Source organism: Pseudomonas sp. G5(2012), from assembly GCF_000408945.1.
GTDB classification, from domain to species: domain Bacteria; phylum Pseudomonadota; class Gammaproteobacteria; order Pseudomonadales; family Pseudomonadaceae; genus Aquipseudomonas; species Aquipseudomonas umsongensis.
The window spans coordinates 52,852-73,000 of sequence record NZ_APIO01000096.1; the positions used below are offsets into that span (position 1 = coordinate 52,852).

The following is a 20,149-nucleotide window of genomic DNA, read 5'->3' on the forward strand; positions in this document are numbered from 1 at the left end:
GACTGACACACTGCTTTCGCGAGCAGGCTCGCTCCCACATTGGTTTAATGGTGTTGCCTAAATTGCAGGCAACAAAAAGGCCCCCATTCGGGAGCCTTGATGTTCAGTGGTTCGGCTTACATGTTCGGGTAAGTCGGGCCGCCAGCACCTTCCGGTGTCACCCAGGTGATGTTCTGTGCAGGGTCCTTGATGTCGCAGGTCTTGCAGTGAACGCAGTTCTGGGCGTTGATCTGGAAGCGCTTCTCACCGTCTTCCTTGGTCACCACTTCATACACGCCGGCCGGGCAGTAACGCTGGGCCGGTTCGTCGTAAAGCGGCAAGTTCTTGCTGATCGGGATGCTCGCGTCGGCCAGTTTCAGGTGGCAAGGTTGCTCTTCTTCATGGTTGGTCCCGGAAATGAACACCGAGCTCAGTTTGTCGAAGCTGATCTTGCCGTCCGGTTTCGGGTAGTCGATCTTCTTGCAGTCGGCCGCCAGTTTGAGGCACGCGTAATCCGGCTTGGTGTCGTGCAGGGTGAACGGCAGTTTGCCGCCGAAGATGTTCTGGTCCAGCCAGTTGAAACCACCGCCGACGATGGCGCCGAACTTGTGGATCGCCGGGCCGAAGTTGCGGCTCGCGAACAGTTCTTCGTACAGCCAGCTGTTCTTGAAGCTTTCGACGTAATTGGTCAGTTCATCGCCACCTTCGGACTCGGCGAACAGGCGATCGGCCACGGCGTCAGCCGCCAGCATGCCGGACTTCATCGCGGTGTGGCTGCCCTTGATCTTGGCGAAGTTCAGGGTGCCGAGGTCGCAGCCGATCAGCGCGCCGCCCTTGAAGACCATCTTCGGCAGCGAGTTCAGGCCACCCTTGCAGATGGCGCGGGCGCCGTAGCTGACGCGCTTGCCGCCTTCCAGGTACTGCTTGAGCACCGGGTGATGCTTGAGGCGCTGGAACTCGTCGAACGGCGACAGGTAGGTGTTGCTGTACGACAGGTCGACGATCAGGCCCACGACCACCTGATTGTTTTCCAGGTGGTAGAGGAACGAGCCACCGGTGTTCTCGGTGCCCATGATGTCCATCGGCCAACCGGCGGTGTGCACCACCAGGCCTGGCTGGTGCTTGGCCGGGTCGACTTCCCAGATTTCCTTCAGGCCGATGCCGTAGTGCTGGGCGTCGGCATCGCTGGCGAGGTTGAAGCGCTTGATCAGTTGCTTGCCGATGTGGCCGCGGCAACCTTCGGCGAACAGCGTGTACTTGCCGCGCAGTTCCATGCCTGGGGTGTACAGGCCTTCTTTTGGGTTGCCTTCGCGGTCAACGCCCAGATCGCCGGTGATAATCCCGCGGACCACGCCATTCTCGTCGAACAGCGCTTCCTGGGCGGCGAAGCCTGGGTAGATCTCCACGCCCAGGTTCTCGGCCTGCTGGGCCAGCCAGCGGCACAGGTTGCCCAGGGAAATGATGTAGTTGCCTTCGTTGTGCATGGTCTTGGGCACAAAGAAGTCTGGAATTTTTTGCGCGCTTTCGGCGTTTTTCAGCACGAAGATGTCATCGCGGGTGACCGGCGTGTTCAGCGGCGCGCCGAGTTCTTTCCAGTTCGGGAACAGTTCGTTCAGGGCGCGGGGTTCGAATACCGCACCGGACAAGATGTGAGCACCGACTTCGGAGCCTTTTTCGACCACGCAGACGCTGATTTCCTTACCGGCTTCGGCGGCCTTCTGCTTCAATCGGCAGGCAGCGGAAAGACCAGCGGGGCCGGCACCGACGATGACCACGTCGAATTCCATGTATTCGCGTTCCACAGGTTATCTCCTACTCAAGGCTCAACAGTTTTTTTTCTAATATGGAGGTTGGGTGTCGCATCCATGAATCCCTGCGCAACGCCGGGAGAGGACAATCGATTAACCACCTTTCTCTTTGGTGGCGCATTATATCTACACCACTCTCAGCGTCCAATACAAACGTTTGTTTGAAATGGCTCAAAGCCAGAGAAATCAAAGTCACCCGCCTTATGAACGGCCATTTTGGCGTATTGACCGGAATAGGTGTTCCGGTCAAGATACGGGCGGTTTTGCGCTCGCCGTAGGCTGACTGTTGGTTTCAAGAGCACCTCTAAAGACAGGGCGATGGCAGTAGAAGGTGATGCGCCGCGCGGGTTTGATGCGCAGTCTACACGTCACGATATTGAATGACTCGTCAGTCACTGCTGACAAACGGTCATCAGCATCATGAACGATGGTCACTTGACACTTTTGCCGGCGTTTTTGGAGGTGCCCTTGCGCCCGATGAGCATTATCCGCCAGGTTCGCCTAGGCGACTTTCTTTTCACCGGAGAGTAACGAGGAATCCATGAAGGTTCTTGTAGCTGTCAAACGCGTTGTGGATTACAACGTGAAAGTTCGCGTCAAGGCGGACAATTCCGGCGTCGACCTTGCCAACGTCAAGATGTCGATGAACCCGTTCTGCGAGATCGCCGTGGAAGAAGCCGTACGCCTGAAAGAGAAGGGTGTTGCGACTGAAATCGTCGTCGTCTCCGTAGGCCCGTCCACCGCTCAAGAGCAACTGCGCACCGCGCTGGCTCTGGGTGCCGACCGCGCCATCCTCGTCGAGTCCGCCGAAGACCTGACTTCCCTGGCCGTTGCCAAACTGTTGAAAGCTGTTGTCGACAAGGAACAGCCTCAGCTGGTGATCCTTGGCAAACAAGCCATCGACAGCGACAACAACCAGACTGGCCAGATGCTGGCGGCACTGAGCGGTTACGGTCAGGGCACGTTCGCCTCCAAAGTCGAAATCAGCGGCGATAGCGTAGCTGTTACCCGTGAAATCGACGGCGGCGCGCAGACAGTTTCCCTGAAGCTGCCGGCCATCGTCACCACCGACCTGCGTTTGAACGAGCCGCGCTACGCGTCCCTGCCAAACATCATGAAAGCCAAGAAGAAGCCTCTCGAGACGCTGACTCCGGACGCTTTGGGCGTTTCCACCGCCTCCACCAACAAGACCGTGAAAGTCGAAGCGCCTGCTGCACGCAGCGCGGGTATCAAGGTCAAGTCGGTGGCTGAACTGGTCGAGAAACTGAAAAACGAAGCGAAGGTAATCTAAATGACTATCTTGGTTATTGCTGAACACGACAACAAAGTAGTGGCCCCGGCCACACTGAACACCGTTGCTGCCGCTGCCAAGATTGGCGGTGACATCCACGTGCTGGTTGCCGGCCAGGGCGCTGGCGCCGTGGCTGAAGCCGCTGCGAAAATCGCTGGCGTGGCTAAAGTGCTGCTGGCCGACAACGCCGCTTACGCGCATCAGTTGCCGGAAAACGTTGCGCCTCTGGTTGCAGAGTTGGGCAAGGGCTACAGCCACATCCTGGCTGCCGCTACTTCCAACGGCAAAAACATCCTGCCGCGCGTTGCCGCTGCACTGGACGTTGACCAGATCTCCGAGATCATCTCGGTCGAAAGCGCTGACACCTTCAAGCGTCCGATCTACGCCGGTAACGCTATCGCTACCGTTCAATCGAACGCTGCAGTGAAAGTGATCACCGTGCGTGCCACCGGTTTCGACCCGGTTGCAGCTGAAGGCGGTTCCGCAGCTGTTGAGGCCGTTGGCGCTGCCCACGACGCTGGCATCTCCAGCTTCGTTGGCGAAGAGCTGGCCAAGTCCGATCGTCCGGAATTGACCGCTGCCAAGATCGTCGTTTCCGGCGGTCGCGGCATGCAGAACGGCGACAACTTCAAGCACCTGTACGCCCTGGCCGACAAGCTGGGCGCAGCCGTGGGTGCTTCGCGTGCTGCGGTCGACGCAGGTTTCGTACCCAACGACATGCAGGTCGGTCAGACCGGCAAGATCGTTGCTCCACAGCTGTACATCGCCGTCGGTATTTCCGGCGCGATCCAGCACCTGGCCGGCATGAAAGACTCCAAGGTGATCGTTGCGATCAACAAGGACGAAGAAGCGCCGATCTTCCAGGTGGCCGATTACGGCCTGGTGGCGGACCTGTTCGAAGCCATCCCTGAGTTGGAGAAGCTGGTCTAATCCGGCTGCTTCACTTATAAAGAGCCCGACCCTTTGGTCGGGCTTTTTTTTGCCTCTGTACCTGTAGGAGCAGGCTCGCTCCTACAGGGATATAAACGGTCTCAACGGGAGTGTGCTGCTATGGATCTGCGTCTCGCGTGGAGTTTTCTGGGTCTGGCACTATTGCCAGCACTGTCCATTGCCGCTGGCAAATGCGAACGCCTGGTGGTCACCGGCAGCCCGGATGCGCCACCGTACCTGTGGCAAGACCCGCAGGATCCCAAGCACTTGATTGGCGCCAGTGCCGATTTGTTGCAGCAGGTAGCGGGGCAGTTGGGCATCAAGGTCCAGGTGCTCTACGCCGGCAAGCGCTCCCAGGCGCTGGACGAAGTGCGCAGCGGGCGCATGGACATGCTGGCGGACGCGCCGTTGACAGTTGGCGAGCTGGAATCCCTGGACTACATCCATCCGCCGTTGCTGGAAAACGATTATCTGGTGTGGACCCGCAAGGATTCGTCGCTGGTCTACAACGACGTCCAGGACCTGCACGGTCATCCCGGGGCGTTGTCGGAAAAGTCTCGATTGACCTCGCAATTCGCCACTTTCGCCGAGCAGCAATTGACCCTCACCCGTACGCCAAACCTGACCCAGGCCTTGCAGAAATTGCTCCTGGGGGAGGTAGAGTTTGTCTTGGCAGGGCGCTACTCCGGCATGGCCATGGCGCAGACACTGGGCATGGCCAATGACCTGGTCGCCCGTGTGCAGCCGGTCGACAAACCCGGGCTGTTTCTGGCGCTTTCCCACAACTCCGCCTGCAACGATCCGTGGTTGCGCGGACAGTTGGCCAAAAAGATGACAGAATTGCCCGCGTCCGGACTGACGGAAGCCGTGCTGCAACGCAATATCGAGCTTTGGAATGCGCAGCAGAAGCAACCTGTCAGTACCCCAAAACAGTAGGGATTTTTAGTGAGTATTCGACCTCTTTTCGCTGCCCTGGCCGTTCTGGCTCTGGCGGGTTGTGCAGCCGATCCGGCGCCGAATGAACAAATGCGCCTGACCGCACAGGCCGTCGAGCAAGCCCGTGCCGTGGGTGCCACTGCCGATGAAGTGCCGGAGATGAAACTGGCCGAAGACAAATACAACCGGGCCAAGGGCAGCATGGCTGACCAGTCTTTCAGGAATGCGCGGATGCGCGCCGAGCAGGCCGAGCTGGACGCGCGCCTGGCCGAAGCCCGGGTCCTGACCCTCAAGAGTGAAGAACAGCTGAACGTGCTCAATACCCGCATCGCCCGCCTGCAAAAGCAGTTGGGACCAGCCCAATGAGCCTCAAGTCCAACATTTTCGGCGCTTTGATCCTGGCAGGAACCGTCAGCCTTGTCGGCTGCGCCGGCCAGCAAGGCGAAGCGGCGCTGCAACAGGCAGGCGCCGACTTCCAGAAGGTCAAGGAAGACTCCAACGTGCTGCGCATCGCCCCCAAGGACGTGATTCGCGCCGGTGAGTCCCTGGCCCGCGCCGACCGTTTGTCCACCTATTGGGGCAGCGGCTCGGATGTGGTGCATTACGCTTACCTGAGCCAGCGCTACAGCGAGATCGCCCGGGAGCACACCAATCAGGTGCTCAATGAAGAGCGCGCCGCCAAGCTCGAGCTGGAACGTCAGCGCCTGCAACTGGCCTTGCGCGAATCCAAGTTGCTCAGCGTGCAGCAGCAGGGCAAATGGCTGGAAGAGCAGATCCTGGCCCTGGCCACCACCCAGACCGACCGTGGCCTGGTGATGACCCTGGGTGATGTGCTGTTCGACACCGGCGAAGCAGAGCTGAAAAACTCGGCCAACCGCGTGGTGCTGAAGATCGTGCAGTTCCTGCAACTCAACCCCAAGCGCGTGGTGCGCATCGAGGGTTACGCCGACAGTACCGGCGGCAAGCAGGAAAACCTCAAGCTGTCCCGCGACCGGGCCCAATCGGTCGCGGATGTGCTGATGGACCTGGGCATCGACGACAAGCGCATCCTGGTTGAAGGGTATGGCGACGAGTATCCGGTTGACGCGAACGCCTCCGAACGGGGGCGGGCACAGAACCGTCGGGTGGAAATTGTGTTTTCCGACGAAAAAGGCCAGCTCGGCGCTGCCCGCTAATGAAATCACGCACTCCGTAGGAGCCGGCTTGCTGGCGATGCCATCACTGCGATTCATCTGAAACACCGCGGTTTTGCCATCGCCAGCAAGCCGGTTCCTACAAAGCCCGGCCTGGCAGACAGCGCCGGGTTTTTTTTCGCCTGCCGATTAGCGCACAAAACAGTACAGTTTTTGCTGACACTGCACTGTACTGTCGACTATTGTGGCAACTGTCCCAGTACACTTCTAAACTGTTCCGGTATTGTTTTACACAAGAATAAAATGCCCGTGAAATCGAGTGCTGCGTCATGACCAACCTCTTGCTCTATCAACGTATTGCTCAGCAACTGGCTGAAGACATCCGCCGAGGTGTCTATCAACCGGGAGAGCGCGTGCCTTCGGTGCGCAAGATGAGTTCGCAGCTCAATGTCAGCCATGCCACGGTGTTGCAGGCGTATGCCAACCTTGAAGACCAGGGGCTGATTCGCGCGCGGCCGCAGTCCGGTTATTACGTGCACCAGACCCCGGCGCTGACTGCGCCGACCCCGGACATCGCCCGTGTCGAACGTCCAGGCCTGGTGACCCGCAGCAGCATCATTCAACAAGTGTTGGTCGAGTCCCGCCGCGAAGGCGTTTTCCCGCTGGGTGCCGCGGTGCCCAGCGTCGACTATTTGCCGGTGCGTGCCCTGCATCAGCAATTGGCCAAGGTCACCCGGTTCCATAGCCCGCGGGCTTTCAGCTACATGTTCAGCCCCGGTTTCGAGCCCTTGCGTCGACAGGTGGCGATCCGCATGCGCGATGCCGGCGTGGTGGTCGATCCTTCTGAGGTGGTGATCACCCACGGCTGCGTCGACGCCTTGCAGATGTCCCTGCGGGTGCTGACCCGGCCCGGTGACCTGATCGCGGCCGAATCGCCGACTTACTACGGTTTGTTGCAATTGGCCGATCTCCTGGGCCTCAAGGTCATCGAAATCCCCAGCGACCCGTCCACTGGCATGAGCCTTGAAGCGCTGCAATTGGCGGCCAACCAATGGTCGATCAAGGCGCTGGTGCTGACCACGCGCTTGAGCAATCCGTTGGGCGGCACCATGCCTGAAGAGCGGCAGAAGCAGCTGTTGCGCCTGGCGTCGGACTTTGACATCCAGATAGTCGAAGACGATATCTACGGTGAGCTGATGTTTGAGCAAGGTCGCACCAAATCGCTCAAGGCCTATGATCGGCTGGATCGGGTGATTTATTGCTCGAGCTTCTCCAAGACCCTGTCGCCAGGGGTGCGGATCGGCTGGATGATTGCCGGCAAGTACCAGCAGGAGATCCAGCGCTTGCAGACCTTCAGTACCCATTCGGCCTGCAGCGTCACTCAGATGGGCATTGCCGCCTATCTGGAAAATGGTGGTTACGACCGCCATTTGCGTTATATCCGCCAGGAGTACCGCAAGAACCTCAGCGCTTTCCAACTGGCGGTGCAGCAGTATTTCCCCGAAGGCACGCAGATGACCCGGCCAACCGGCGGTTTCATTTTGTGGGTGAGCCTGCCAGGGCGGGTCAATACCCAGGAGCTGCATGTGCGAGCGTTGCAGCAGGGCATCAGTATCGCGCCGGGGCTGATTTTCAGTAACACCGAGCAGTTCAATCACTGCATTCGGCTCAACTGCGGCATCCCGTGGAACCGCGAAGCCGAACGTGCGTTGATGACCCTGGGCATGCTTGCCACCCAGCTCTGCCAGGAGATGGCCGGGGGCTTTTGACCAGGCGGTCTCCGTCCGTGCTTGTCACGGAGCGCGCAACAGGGGAGCATAGGCACCTCTGTCGTTTTCGCCGTTTGCATCGTTGGGTACATGAAGCCGATTTTTCCTGCCGTCTGGCTGTTGATCTGCCTGTTAGTGAGTGTTCAGCCGGCGTCCGTCAAGGCTGAGTCCGTGCTGGCAAAGCCCGCCGCCAGCGATGCCAAGGCAACCTCGAAAAAAACCGCACCGGTCAAAAAGCCAACCGCGGTAAAAAAGCGCCCACTGAATGCCGCCAAGTCAAAACCGGCCAGTGCGGTGGTGAAAACCCCGGTACCTTCAGCCAACCTCGATTTGAGCCTGCCCAAGGACATGGTCGAGGAGCTGAAACCGGTCGGTACCGTTCCATTGCCCAAGCGTGAACCGGTGCTGCCGCAAATGTTCGGCGACAAAAGCAGCCAGTTCCAGCTCAATGGCAGGCTGATCAACAACGAAATGCAGTTGCAAATGCGTAACGAAGAGCGCCATGAAGTCGAAGGCGCCGCCCTGGAATTCGAGTTCAAGCGGTAAATCCCGCCTTTGGCTGACCTGCCAGCAGACAGTTGGTCGGAGACTGGCCGGTCACGCCCGTTTGCAGGTAAATACCCAGGTAAGGGTAATTTAAAACAACTGTTTTAGCGGTTACTCTGTGCCCGTCCTTTAATACATTGCTCGTCGCGAGGAGCTTTTCGTCATGAAATGCCGTGAGGGCTGTGGCGCCTGCTGCATTGCCCCTTCCATCAGTTCACCGATTCCCGGTATGCCCCATGGCAAAGCCGCCGGGGAACGTTGCCTGCAACTGTCTGCCGAAAACCTGTGCAAGATTTTCGGTAAGCCCGAGCGCCCGGCAGTGTGTTCGGCGTTCGAGGCTGACGTTGAGGTGTGTGGCAACAGCAGCGAAGAAGCTATCCGGTTGATTGGCTGGTGGGAGCAGATGACCGCCGCGTGATGTGTTTACAGAACGGAACTTCAACAATAAGGAATAAGATTATGGGTTCGCTGCATCGTATCGCTGTGTTGTGTGGTTTGACGGCTGTTCTGGCCACTTCAGTTGCCCAGGCCGAAGACTGGAAAGTCGCCAGGAACGAAGACGGCATCAAGATCTCCCTGAGTGAAGTGGCCGGCTCCGACTACAAGGCCTATCAGGGCGTCACCCTGATGAAGACCACCGTGGCCAAGCTGCGTGCCCTGCAGGAAGACGTGGTCGGTGCCTGCACCTGGATTCACGAGTGCAAGACCCAGAAGTTGCTCAAGCAGGAAGGCGATCAGAACTGGACCTACACCCAGTTCAATACGCCATGGCCGGTCACACCGCGAGATTCGGTGCTGCATATCACCACGATCGCAGGCGCCGATGGCAGCCTGACGCGCAAGCTCGAGGGCGTGCCCAAATACCTTCCTGAAGAAAAGGGCTTTGTCCGGGTCGCCAAGGTCGATGGTTTCTGGAAGTTCGTACCCAAGGGCGATCAGGTTGAAGTGACCTATCAGGTGCATACCGAGCCCGGTGGTAGCGTGCCATCGATGGTGGCCAACAAGTTTGTGGTGGATGCGCCGTTCAATACCTTGAAGAACCTGAAGACTCTGGCCGAAAAATAAAAGCGGGAGCCACCTGTTCCTTGTAGGAGCGAGCATGCTCGCGAAAAACGCCAGGACAACCCGGGCATGCAGACAACCCGCGTAATCGTTGACGTCCATCGCGAGCGTGCTCGCTCCTACAGAAGCCTTTATTGTATTACCTAATATTCGCTGCACAAAATTTTCACAAAGCCTCCAAGACAATTCCCCCCCCGCGCGGCCATCGACGAACAGTAATCAATGGCAATGCCGCGATTGATCGTGCAACATTTGCGCACCGCGCGAACCCCGGGGCCGAGTACTGGCCAACAGAGGGCAGGGCGCAGCTGTATTTTTGAAACTTCAACTTCCAATGGGTCCTAAAAACGAATGGCTATTCCGGACGCCCTGAGTCAGAAGCGAGCATCGAGTCGCTTGCTGCAACCGACCGTCAAATCGCATCTGGCCTACACACTGTTGTGCGCCCTGGTCATGATGGTGATGTTTTCCGTGCTGCGCCTCGCGCTGCTCGTCTACAACCGCGAAATGATCCTCGACACACCGGCCGCGACCTTTTTCGAAGCATTCGCCAATGGCTTGCGTTTCGACCTGCGCCTGGTGGTCTACCTCAGCGTTCCGCTGGTGCTGGCGCTGTTCAGTGCCCGGGCCATGGCGGCGCGGGGGATCTTCCGTCTCTGGCTGACGGTGACCGCCAGCATCGCGCTGTTCCTGGGCCTGATGGAGATGGACTTCTACCGTGAATTCCACCAGCGCCTCAACGGGCTGGTCTTCCAGTATGTGAAGGAAGACCCGAAAACCGTGATGAGCATGCTCTGGTACGGTTTTCCGGTGGTCCGCTACCTGCTGGCCTGGGCCTTGGGCACCTGGATCCTGAGCCTCGCCTTCAAGGGTGCCGACCGTGCCACGCGTCCTCGTGGACCTTTCAGCGGTGGTAGCATCGGTACTCGGCAGGTTGCCCCCTGGTACGCGCGTGCGATGGTGTTCGTGGTGTGCCTGTTGATCTGCGTGGTCGCGGCCCGCGGTACCTTGCGTCAAGGCCCGCCAATGCGTTGGGGTGATGTCTACACCACCGATTCCAACTTCGCCAACCAGCTGGGCCTCAACGGTACCCTGTCCCTGGTCGCTGCCGCGAAGAGCCGGATGTCTGAAGATCGCGACAACATCTGGAAAGCCACGTTGCCACAACCGATGGCTCAGCAGACTGTACGCGACCTGTTGGTCATGAAGGACGACAAATTGGTGGATGGCGAGACCGCAGCAGTGCGTCGCGACTACACGCCACCCGTCGACAAGACCCTGCCGATCAAGAACGTCGTCGTGATCCTGATGGAAAGCATGGCCGGTCACTCGGTAGGCGCACTGGGCGCACCGGGCAACATCACGCCGTACCTCGACAAGCTGTCGAAGGAAGGCCTGCTGTTCGACCGTTTCTTCTCCAACGGTACCCACACCCACCAGGGCATGTTCGCCACCATGGCTTGCTTCCCGAACCTGCCGGGTTTCGAATACCTGATGCAGACCCCGGAAGGCAGCCACAAACTGTCTGGCCTTCCGCAGTTGCTCAGCGCCCGTCACTACGACGATGTGTATGTCTACAACGGCGATTTCGCCTGGGACAACCAGTCGGGTTTCTTCAGTAACCAGGGCATGACCAATTTCATCGGTCGCAACGACTTCGTTAACCCGGTGTTCTCCGACCCGACCTGGGGTGTGTCCGACCAGGATATGTTCGACCGTGGCCTGGTGGAACTCAAGGCTCGCGACGGCAAGGACAAGAAACCTTTCTATGCCTTGCTGCAAACCTTGTCCAACCACACGCCCTATGCGTTGCCGACCCCATTGCCGGTCGAACGCGTCACCGATCGTGGCAGCCTGAACGAGCACTTGACCGCCATGCGCTATTCGGATTGGGCGCTGGGTCAGTTCTTCGAGAAGGCGCGTAATGAGCCTTACTTCAAGGAGACCCTGTTCGTCATCGTTGGCGACCACGGCTTCGGTAACGAACGTCAGATCACCGAAATGGACCTGGGCCGTTTCAATGTACCGATGTTGATGATCGCACCGGGCATCCAGGAGAAATTTGGCACGCTCGACCACACCGTGGGCACTCAAGTCGACATCGTGCCGACCATCATGGGCCGCATCGGTGGTGAAGTGCGTCATCAGTGCTGGGGTCGTGACTTGCTCAACCTGCCAGAAGGCGACACCGGTTTCGGTGTGATCAAACCGTCGGGCAGCGAGCAGACCACTGCGATCATCACCGCGGACCAGATCCTGGTATTGCCGAAGGACAAGGACATGGCGCCGAAGATGTACCAGTACGAACTGGGCGCTACGCCTCGGGCGGAAGTGATTCCGGATGCTCCGCGCACCGCCGAGATGAAGCTCAAGCTCGAAGCGTTCCTGCAAACGGCGACCAAGAGTCTGATCGACAACACCGCTGGTGTGGTCGACGGCGTACCTGACTGAGTATTCAGTCAGGCTTTGCTGCCTGACCTTGGGCTACAAAAAATCCGATGCCTGCACAGGCATCGGATTTTTTTATGCTCGCCGTAAGGCGCTGTGCCGCACCCAAGGGGAAAACCTGTCAACTTTGACAGTAGACACCTCGGGGGTTTGGGAATCTTATACAGGTGCTTCGAGTACCTGACCCAACGTTTGCAACCGCGACGTTGAGAGCGGGCAGCGTTGCAAGGATGATGTCTGCCTGTTCCTGTCTCTATGGCGTTCGTGCCATGTTTTGGCCATGCAGTGGAACCGCGCTGGAAGACATTTCAATAGAAATGCCGGGGTTGGCTTAGGCTCTTTTTCGGCCTGCCACTTCGGTTCAGGTGGTTCGCCGCAGGACACTGAATTAACAGATTTGTCCGAGGGGTTGAACACTTGGCTGACGAGTGAGGCTCGCTTCATGAATAAGTCTGTCGGTGTGCTTCGTTTGCTGTGGTTCGTGGGGTTTGCGGCGCTCGCCGCTGTCGTCGCTTTAGTGGTGTACACCCGATCGTCGGAGTCAGCTCCATCACCTCAGTCCTGTACAGCGCCTGCTTATGAAAAGGGCGCGCTCTACGAACAGGGGCAGCAGGTTCAGCATGCCGGCCAGCTATTGGAATGCTGGAAAGATGACGAGGCCCCACTTGGCGTCGGCAGTTGGCAGTGGTGCAAGCTGCCGGTCTATGAGCCATTGGTTGTCGGCGGTCCGTGGAAAGACGCATGGAAAGAACTTGGTGACTGTGGTGGCTTCGAGGGCAATCGCCTGACGCTGAGCTTCTCCACCCTCAGCGGCAAAGCCCCTCTGAAACCGGCGGTGCCAGGTGTTGCTCGCGCAGATCAGACGGTCACCGGGACGTTGCGTTGCAAGGCCGAAGAGATTGCGATCAGCGCAAAGGCCAACGAAACGATTCACCTCGATAATCTAAAAGCTTGCGACTACCAGCTTGTAATGAACAGCGCTGATGGATACATCCCGCTGAACACCCCGCGCATTGTTTCATTCACGCAGGCGCAAGGGGCGGAGCAAACCGTGGCGGTGAAGTATCGGCCTCCGGTTGAGGTGAGCAAGCTCAATGGCTTGCCGGGGATAAAAATCGAGTTGTTTGCCCAGGGCCTTATCCAGCCCAGGCAGATGGCCATGGGCAAGAACGTCCTGTATGTCGGCTCCAGTGCCATCCCGTCGTACGTCTATGACGGAAAAATCGGCGACATGATCTACGCGTTGCCGCTGGACGGAGAGGGTAAGCCGACCGGCATTCATGTCATCGCCAAGGGCCTGGAAGAGCCTCACGGCGTGGCATACCGCGACGGTGATCTGTATTACTCGACCACAGGTGGTCTGTATCGCTTGCGTAACGCGGACGATCATTACAAAGACCCAAAACCCGAATTGGTTTTCAACTTTCCGGCAGACGGCAAGCTGTTTCCCTTGCCCCCGCTGTCGTCCGGCTCGAAGACTCGCATCTGGCACATGAAACACCCCTTGCGCTTCAACCCAGTCGATCCGTCGGACAAGTGGCTTTATACGGCGGTCGGCACTCCGTGCAACCTATGCATGATTCCCGCCGACAAGCGCTATGGGACGGTCTTGCGGTACTCCCTGGAGACGGGGGAGTCGGAGATCCTGGCCATGGGGGTGCGTAACTCTGTGGGCTTCGACTGGAATCCCAAGGACGGCAAAATCTGGTTCAGCGACAACAATCGCCAAGGCTTCCCCAACCCTGACGAGGTCAACGTCATCCGGGGCCCCGGGTTGCATTTCGGTGTGCCTTATCGGTTTGGCAGGGACACACCCGGTTTCACTCAAGAGGAGTACCAGAACCCGGGCGTGATCCAGCCGCCGCTGGTGCCCGGTGCCATTGTGTCCGACAAGTCGCTCGAGCAGATCCACCCCGCTGACTATGTGCCGGCCGCTTTTGAGTCGGGTACCAACACTGCACCGCTCGGCGTCAAGTTCTGGTCAGGTTACCCGGCTGCGGCGGGTACCCAACGTTTGCTGGTGGCCGTGCATGGTGCCGGTTCCACCGCCCGCCCGGGCATGGACATACAAATGCTGACCATCCAGGGCGGTACGCGCGTGGTCAACCAGATCCCGCTGATCAATGGATTTGTGCAGGACCCGGATCGATTTGATGTCTATTGCCTGGACAACTCCTGCATTGGTCGTCCCGTCGAGTTTCTTGAACTGGCGGATGGCAGCCTGCTGATCAGCGACGACGTCGCCGGGGTCATCTATCGCGTGCGCTATGACGCAACCGGGCTGCCGGAGACAGAACTGGCCCTGCGTCCAATGCTGTCACCCCCCGGCCTGGAAGACGAAATGATCAGTGGCTACCTGATTGCCCCCGACGGCAATAGCCGACTGGTGCAACTGTCATGGGATCCGTTAAACAATGAGTCCGCACTGATTCTCAAAGGGCTGGCGTATGGTGAGTATCAGTTGCGCCTCAATGATGTGAAAAAATGGATTCCTCTGGTGCGCAACACCTCGTTCACGCTATCGCCAACCAACAAGAGTCAGGCCATCAACCTGCAATACCGCGAACGGCCGATCAAGCTAGCGGTCGAGATCACGATCAACGCGCCGAGCAAGCCTGCTTCTGTCACCGATGACCAATGGCACATCAGTCTGGTTAACGAGGATCAGAGTCATGCTGAGCCGCTGCTCATACAGATTCCGTGGGGGGCAAGCACGACGCAGATTCTCGATTATGGCAAGTACAAGGTGATCTACCCGTTTTACTCCAAGGAAAAACCGGAGCCGGAACTGGAGTCGGTGGTGATTGATGAGTCCAGTGAGGACCGGCAGCTACCCCTCATCGCCTATCGACATGTCGAGAACCTGGGCGAATCGGTCCTGGCGGGGGCCTGTACCAAGTGCCATTCGGTCGAATATTTCGACAGTGCGGCCAAGGCCTTGATCTGGAGCGCGGCGGATCGTGAAGTGTTGGTCAATCAGATCAAGAGCATGCCGGTTTCGGGGCACTGCGACACCACCTGTGCGACCGAAATCAGCCACCATTTGTTCGACGTCATCTGGAAACCCTACCTGGACCAAAACGAGACCTATGGTGCGCGGCAGTTGCGATTGCTCACGCCCAGTGAGTATGCCGCCAGCATCCGGGACATCCTGGGGGGCGAGGTCAATCCCGAAAAACTACCGGCCGACAAGTCGGAAAAAGATTTCAAATACCCAGGGGAAGCGAGCAAGGGCATTCTACAGGCCGAGGACGTCAAGCTGTATTACGACATGGCGTTGTCGGTGGCAGAGAAGGTGGCACCTGCGCGCTTGAGTGCGCTGGCAACCTCTCGCACAGGCACCGACCTGGTCACTTCCCTGGGCTATCAGATGTTCCGTCGTCCCGTGACTGATGCCGAGCGTTTGCGTTATCAGAAAATACACGACGAGCAAGGGGCCCCGGCTGTGATTGCGGCTCTATTGATGTCGCCGCATTTTCTCTATCGCTCGGAGTTGGGGGTGGAGTCAGCCACGGCAAGCAAGGTGTATAAGCTCACGCCGTTCGAGCTGGTAACAGCACTTTCTTACGGGTTCCTGGGCACGACACCGGATGTCGAACTGTTGGCCAAGGCGCAGCGCAACGAACTGCAGACTTCACAACAGATCTCCGCCGAAATTCAGCGGATGATGCAAACGGACCGCGGCATCGAGCAGTTCAACCGCTTCGTCAGCTACTACATCAAAACCGCACGCGGCGTTCAGGAAAAGCCGGGGCTGACCAAGCCAATGATTGCGCTCATGGCACAGGAGCAATACCTGCTGAGCAAAAGCATGCTGCTCGATTCAGGCACCCTGGATAAGTTGTTCAACCCCGGTTACACCTATCTGAATCAGGACCTGGCTGCGCATTATGGCATCAGCGGTGTCGCGGGCAGCACGATGCAAAAAGTCGCGGTGGACGACAAACGGGGCGGGTTGTTGCACCTGGGGCTGACTCAGGCAGCCACGTCGGATTTCGAGACCACCTCACTGGTCAAGCGTGGAATCATGATTCGCGAGCAGATGTTCTGTCGTGAGTTCGGTGCACCGGTTGAGCCAGACCCTACAGGTCCGGTTTTTCCTGCTCAGCCCATCACCACCCGTGAACGCTGGGATCTGGTCAACGGTGAGCAAGCGTCAGGAGGGCGCTGCTGGCAATGTCACCAATTCATGAATGACACCGGCGCCGCGATGGAGCATTACGATGCAGCTGGCCGTTATCGTACCCAGGAAAAAGCCTACAACTTTGACCAATATCCTCAGATGTTGCCGATCAAGGCATCCGGTCCCTTTTTAACTTCGACCGGCTCAGAGACGATCAATGACGTTCGCGGTATCGCCAAAATCGTACCCCGCCATCCCGCCTCCCAGTTCTGTATGGCCGACAGTTATTTCCGGTTTGTGTTCGGCAGCAAATCGGACGCATCGACGTCGGGAGCTGTGAAGGCGATTGCCGATGGCTTGAAAACTTCCGGCTCCCTGGCAGAGATGTTGCGAACCCTGGGGACTTCCAACGCGTTCATCTACAAAACCGAGAGGAACTGATCATGGGCATCTTGAAAAGTCGCCGGCGTTTTCTCGCGGGACTGGCTGCGGCAGGTGTCTATGGTCCATTGACCCAATTCGGATTGACGCGCATGGCATTGGCGGGGCAATCCGAGCAACCCTTGTTGAAGGTCGTGATTGTAGTAATACCCGACGGAACGGCAGTGGACTCCTATCAGGGTGGACCGTTTGGCGATGGGCGCGGTTTGTGGCATCCCACTGCACAGGGGATGGATACCACGGCTTTTACATTGAATGAAGTCAGTAAAGAGCTGGAGGCTTATCGCAACCAATCGTTGTACCTGCGCGGGATTATCTCGGGGCCAGGTAACTCGGGCCATAACAACTGGAACTATATATTGCGTGATAGCGCACAGAGTCAGTCATCAATCGACGTCCTCTTGGGAAATGCACTGCCGGGTAATGAACCCTCGCATCGCAGCTTGTTTGCCGGGCCCCACGCAGGGATCGACGGTACGCCCTGGTTCGTGTCGTTTCAGGGCAAAGCGATTCGCACGCCCTACCGCGACCCCATGCTGATGGCTGAATCGCTGTTCAAGACGCCTGCTCAAGCTCGGCGCGCACTGGAGCCTGGAGCTGGAAAACTGTTAGAGGCATCCCTGGCGGATATCCAGGACATCAAAAACCGGCTCTCCCCCGGCCAGAGGCAAAAGCTTGATACCCATCTGGATTCAGTAGAGCAGGTCATCAAGGACCTTGAGGAAGCGCGGCCGCCCGTGGGGGGATGCGAGCCTGTGATGCTCGAGCCCCTGGATTACCAGTCGGCGGAGCACCGCACACGCATACAGGCCGACCACCATAAAGTGGTGGCCACCGCCTTGAGTTGCGGGATTACCCGCGTTGCGACCGTTCAGATCGGACGCTCGGCGGAGTCACTCAATATCATTGATGTCAGTCGCGACAAAAATCCCCATGATTGCGCTCACCGTTACGCCGGGGAAGCAGTCTGGAGAGGAACACGGCAATGGTATGTCCGGCAGGTCAGGGAATTGATGGATGAACTGTCCAGGCATGCAGACCCGGACATGCCCGGTCACAACTTGCTCGAATCTGTCCTGGTCATTGTCACCAGCGAAATGGCTGATGGAGCCCCCGAGCACTCGATTGATATGCCGCTGGTCATGATGGGCGGCGCGTGCGGATTGTTGAAAAGCGGGGAGGGCGCAGGACGGTACCTGAATATCACGACGCAAGCCGATAAGTCGCATCACACGGGGAACCCGGTTATCGGCAAGAACTTCGTCGACATGCAGCGGATCTGGGCAACCGTTGCCAAGGCCGCAGGAACCAGCGTGCCTTATGCAGGCAATGTTGATCCTGTCAGTGGAATTTTCACTAACGTGTGACGCAAACTTTGGAAAAAACGATGCCAGTCAGTTTTATCTGACTGGCATCGAAATTTCTGCAGCCTTTATTGGCTACTCAGAACTTCATATCTTCCCGAGTAACAACAGGATCAATATCACCACCAACACCACGCCGATGATACCGGACGGTCCATAACCCCAACTTCTGGAGTGTGGGAAGACCGGTAGACCACCGATCAGTAACAGGATCAGAATGATCAGAAGTATTGTGCCCATATCTGTTTCCTTGCTGTAAGTATTCAGGAATGACCTAGCCGTTATCAGTCAGCGGGAACGTCATTTATTCGAGCTGCTTAAAAAATCCGACCGCGGTGCAGGGCAAAAAATTCCAAGTTTTTTGCGGTTTTTCAAATCATCTACCGATAAATCTGTTGCCGCGTTAGTTGGTTGAGCCACGATTGCGGTTTGCTCGGGGCATTCAGCAATCTGATAGAGCGTGGGGCGGCCAATTTCCTTCGCTACACTCGACGCATCTTCCCCGGAACAACAAGGCTGTTTGCTATGCAAAATCGCATGATGATCACTGGCGCGGGCTCCGGCCTGGGTCGCGAAATCGCGTTGCGCTGGGCGCGCGAAGGCTGGCAGTTGGCCTTGTCGGACGTCAGCGAACCAGGTCTGCAGGAAACCTTGAAACAGGTGCGCGAAGCCGGTGGTGACGGTTTTATCCAGCGTTGCGATGTGCGTGATTACAGCCAACTGACCGCGTTTGCCCAGGCCTGCGAATCGAAGTTCGGTGGTATCGATATCATCGTCAACAACGCGGGGGTTGCCTCTGGCGGATTCTTCAGCGAACTGTCCCTGGAAGACTGGGACTGGCAGATCGCAATCAACCTCATGGGTGTGGTCAAGGGCTGCAAGGCCTTCCTGCCGTTGCTGGAGAAGAGCAAGGGCAAGATCATCAACATCGCCTCGATGGCGGCGTTGATGCAGGGGCCGGCCATGAGCAACTACAACGTGGCCAAGGCCGGCGTGGTGGCGTTGTCCGAAAGCCTGCTGATTGAACTCGCGCATCAGGAAGTCGGCGTGCATGTGGTTTGCCCGTCGTTTTTCCAGACCAATCTGCTGGACTCCTTCCGCGGCCCGACGCCGGCCATGAAAGCCCAGGTTGGCAAGTTGCTGGAAAGCTCGCCCATCAGTGCCACCGATATTGCCGATTACATCTTTCAGCAGGTCGCTGTCGGCGAGTTCATGATCCTGCCCCACGAACAGGGCCGCCAGGCCTGGGCGCTCAAGCAGAAGAACCCGCAACTGCTCTACAACGAAATGACCCTGATGGCCGACAAGATGCGCGCCAAGGCCAAGCAATCCGCAAACTGAACTTGCCCGCACACGACAGCCTCGTTAGGGTGGCCGCCATCGGCCATCCTCGCGAGACGTTCGCATGCTCAATTACCTGTGGTTTTTCCTCGCCGCGTTGTTCGAAATCGCCGGTTGCTTCGCCTTCTGGATGTGGCTGCGCCAGGGTAAAAGTGCCTTGTGGGTGGTGCCAGCGTTACTCAGCCTGACGTTGTTCGCGTTGTTGCTGACGCGCATCGAGGCGACTTATGCAGGCCGTGCCTATGCCGCTTACGGCGGTATCTACATCATTGCTTCGATTGGTTGGCTGGCGGTGGTCGAGCGGATTCGTCCACTGGGTTCCGACTGGCTAGGCGTGGCACTGTGCGTGATCGGGGCAAGCGTTATCCTGTTTGGCCCGCGCTTCTCGGCCTCCTGACGTAGCGGCCCTTGATTAAGGCGGCGTGTCAGGCATTTCCTTCAGCAAGGCAGCCGCGTGGCTGTAGGTTTGGTCTGGATTACCGTGGCTGTCTTGTAGGCCCGTCGTGCACCGGGCATCTTCAAGGCCCGGTAACCCTGAAGGACCAAAGCCATGCTTGTACTAAGTCGTGTAGTCGGCGAGATGATTTCCATCGGTGACACCATTTCAGTGCGCATTATTGCCGTCAATGGCGGTAACGTGCGCTTCGGCATCGAAGCCCCGAACCATGTCAATGTGCACCGCAGCGAGATCTACGAGCGAATCCAGCGCAAGCTTTCGCGAGACAAAAAATCAGTCGAATAAATGCTTGGGCACGTCATGCTTGAGCATCAGCTGGCACTGCTCGCTCTCCGGATCGAAGACAATCAGGGCCTGGCCCTTGATCAATGCCTGGCGAACACGCAATACACGGGTCTCCAGCGGCGTGTCATCGCCATTGTCGGTGCCGTCTCGGGTCACGAAATCTTCGATCAGGCGGGTCAGGGTATCGACTTCAAGTTGGTCGTGTGGAATCAGCATAGGCACCTCGGCTAAACAAT

18 protein-coding genes are annotated in these 20,149 nt (G+C 58.0%); 15 read left to right on the forward strand and 3 right to left on the reverse strand.

Translation table 11 applies throughout. The features are described 5' to 3' along the window. Positions 1 to 116: 116 nt before the first annotated feature. Positions 117 to 1,781, reverse strand: coding sequence for an electron transfer flavoprotein-ubiquinone oxidoreductase (locus tag PG5_RS25570; RefSeq protein ID WP_020799964.1), 1,665 nt, complete (start codon positions 1,779 to 1,781; stop codon positions 117 to 119). Positions 1,782 to 2,328: 547 nt separating this feature from the next. Between PG5_RS25570 and PG5_RS25575 the strand changes: the two genes are divergently transcribed. The 12 genes from PG5_RS25575 to PG5_RS25630 all read left to right on the forward strand — a co-directional run bounded on the left by PG5_RS25575 (position 2,329) and on the right by PG5_RS25630 (position 17,833). After that, a complete protein-coding gene (locus PG5_RS25575) occupies positions 2,329 to 3,078 on the forward strand; it encodes an electron transfer flavoprotein subunit beta/FixA family protein (protein WP_008017740.1) in 750 nt (249 codons plus the stop codon). Continuing rightward, the gene (locus PG5_RS25580) at positions 3,079 to 4,008 is read left to right on the forward strand and encodes an electron transfer flavoprotein subunit alpha/FixB family protein (protein ID WP_020799967.1); all 930 of its coding nucleotides are present in this window, start codon (positions 3,079 to 3,081) and stop codon (positions 4,006 to 4,008) included. A gap of 120 nt (positions 4,009 to 4,128) precedes the next feature. Beyond that, positions 4,129 to 4,944, forward strand: a complete 816-nt coding sequence (locus PG5_RS25585; protein WP_020799968.1) for an ABC transporter substrate-binding protein — start codon at positions 4,129 to 4,131, stop codon at positions 4,942 to 4,944. A gap of 9 nt (positions 4,945 to 4,953) precedes the next feature. Continuing rightward, positions 4,954 to 5,310 carry a DUF4398 domain-containing protein gene (locus tag PG5_RS25590; protein WP_020799969.1) on the forward strand — a complete coding sequence of 119 codons (357 nt, stop codon included), beginning with the start codon at positions 4,954 to 4,956 and terminating at the stop codon, positions 5,308 to 5,310. After that, on the forward strand, positions 5,307 to 6,119 hold the full coding sequence (locus tag PG5_RS25595) for an OmpA family protein (RefSeq protein WP_020799970.1): 813 nt from the start codon (positions 5,307 to 5,309) through the stop codon (positions 6,117 to 6,119). The genes PG5_RS25590 and PG5_RS25595 overlap by 4 nt, the downstream gene beginning before the upstream one ends. A gap of 287 nt (positions 6,120 to 6,406) precedes the next feature. Continuing rightward, positions 6,407 to 7,846, forward strand: coding sequence for a PLP-dependent aminotransferase family protein (locus PG5_RS25600; RefSeq protein WP_020799971.1), 1,440 nt, complete (start codon positions 6,407 to 6,409; stop codon positions 7,844 to 7,846). 90 nt (positions 7,847 to 7,936) lie between these two features. Next, positions 7,937 to 8,392: a hypothetical protein gene (locus PG5_RS25605; protein ID WP_020799972.1), complete on the forward strand. Its 456-nt coding sequence runs from the start codon at positions 7,937 to 7,939 to the stop codon at positions 8,390 to 8,392. A 163-nt stretch (positions 8,393 to 8,555) separates the two neighbouring features. Then, positions 8,556 to 8,810, forward strand: coding sequence for a YkgJ family cysteine cluster protein (locus tag PG5_RS25610; RefSeq protein WP_020799973.1), 255 nt, complete (start codon positions 8,556 to 8,558; stop codon positions 8,808 to 8,810). Between the two features lie 41 nt (positions 8,811 to 8,851). Next, a complete protein-coding gene (locus tag PG5_RS25615; protein ID WP_020799974.1) occupies positions 8,852 to 9,457 on the forward strand; it encodes an START domain-containing protein in 606 nt (201 codons plus the stop codon). Positions 9,458 to 9,805: 348 nt separating this feature from the next. After that, complete coding sequence (locus PG5_RS25620) at positions 9,806 to 11,905, forward strand: LTA synthase family protein (RefSeq protein ID WP_020799975.1); 2,100 nt, start codon at positions 9,806 to 9,808, stop codon at positions 11,903 to 11,905. A gap of 439 nt (positions 11,906 to 12,344) precedes the next feature. Continuing rightward, a complete protein-coding gene (locus tag PG5_RS25625; RefSeq protein WP_042955736.1) occupies positions 12,345 to 16,466 on the forward strand; it encodes a DUF1592 domain-containing protein in 4,122 nt (1,373 codons plus the stop codon). Between the two features lie 2 nt (positions 16,467 to 16,468). Then, complete coding sequence (locus PG5_RS25630) at positions 16,469 to 17,833, forward strand: DUF1552 domain-containing protein (RefSeq protein ID WP_020799977.1); 1,365 nt, start codon at positions 16,469 to 16,471, stop codon at positions 17,831 to 17,833. Between the two features lie 84 nt (positions 17,834 to 17,917). Here PG5_RS25630 and PG5_RS33870 read toward each other — a convergent pair whose 3' ends face one another. Next, a complete protein-coding gene (locus PG5_RS33870) occupies positions 17,918 to 18,070 on the reverse strand; it encodes a DUF3309 family protein (protein WP_008060837.1) in 153 nt (50 codons plus the stop codon). 285 nt (positions 18,071 to 18,355) lie between these two features. Between PG5_RS33870 and PG5_RS25640 the strand changes: the two genes are divergently transcribed. The 3 genes from PG5_RS25640 (at position 18,356) to csrA (ending at position 19,913) form a co-directional block, all read left to right on the forward strand. Next, on the forward strand, positions 18,356 to 19,171 hold the full coding sequence (locus PG5_RS25640) for an SDR family oxidoreductase (protein WP_020799978.1): 816 nt from the start codon (positions 18,356 to 18,358) through the stop codon (positions 19,169 to 19,171). A 64-nt stretch (positions 19,172 to 19,235) separates the two neighbouring features. After that, entirely contained in the window at positions 19,236 to 19,568 is a 333-nt protein-coding gene (locus PG5_RS25645; protein ID WP_020799980.1) for a YnfA family protein, read from the forward strand. Between the two features lie 153 nt (positions 19,569 to 19,721). After that, on the forward strand, positions 19,722 to 19,913 hold the full coding sequence (gene csrA / locus PG5_RS25650; protein WP_020799981.1) for a carbon storage regulator CsrA: 192 nt from the start codon (positions 19,722 to 19,724) through the stop codon (positions 19,911 to 19,913). Here csrA and PG5_RS25655 read toward each other — a convergent pair. Then, positions 19,902 to 20,129 (reverse strand): YheU family protein, encoded by a 228-nt coding sequence (locus PG5_RS25655; protein ID WP_008060849.1) that lies wholly within the window; start codon positions 20,127 to 20,129, stop codon positions 19,902 to 19,904. The genes csrA and PG5_RS25655 overlap by 12 nt on opposite strands. Positions 20,130 to 20,149 lie beyond the last annotated feature (20 nt).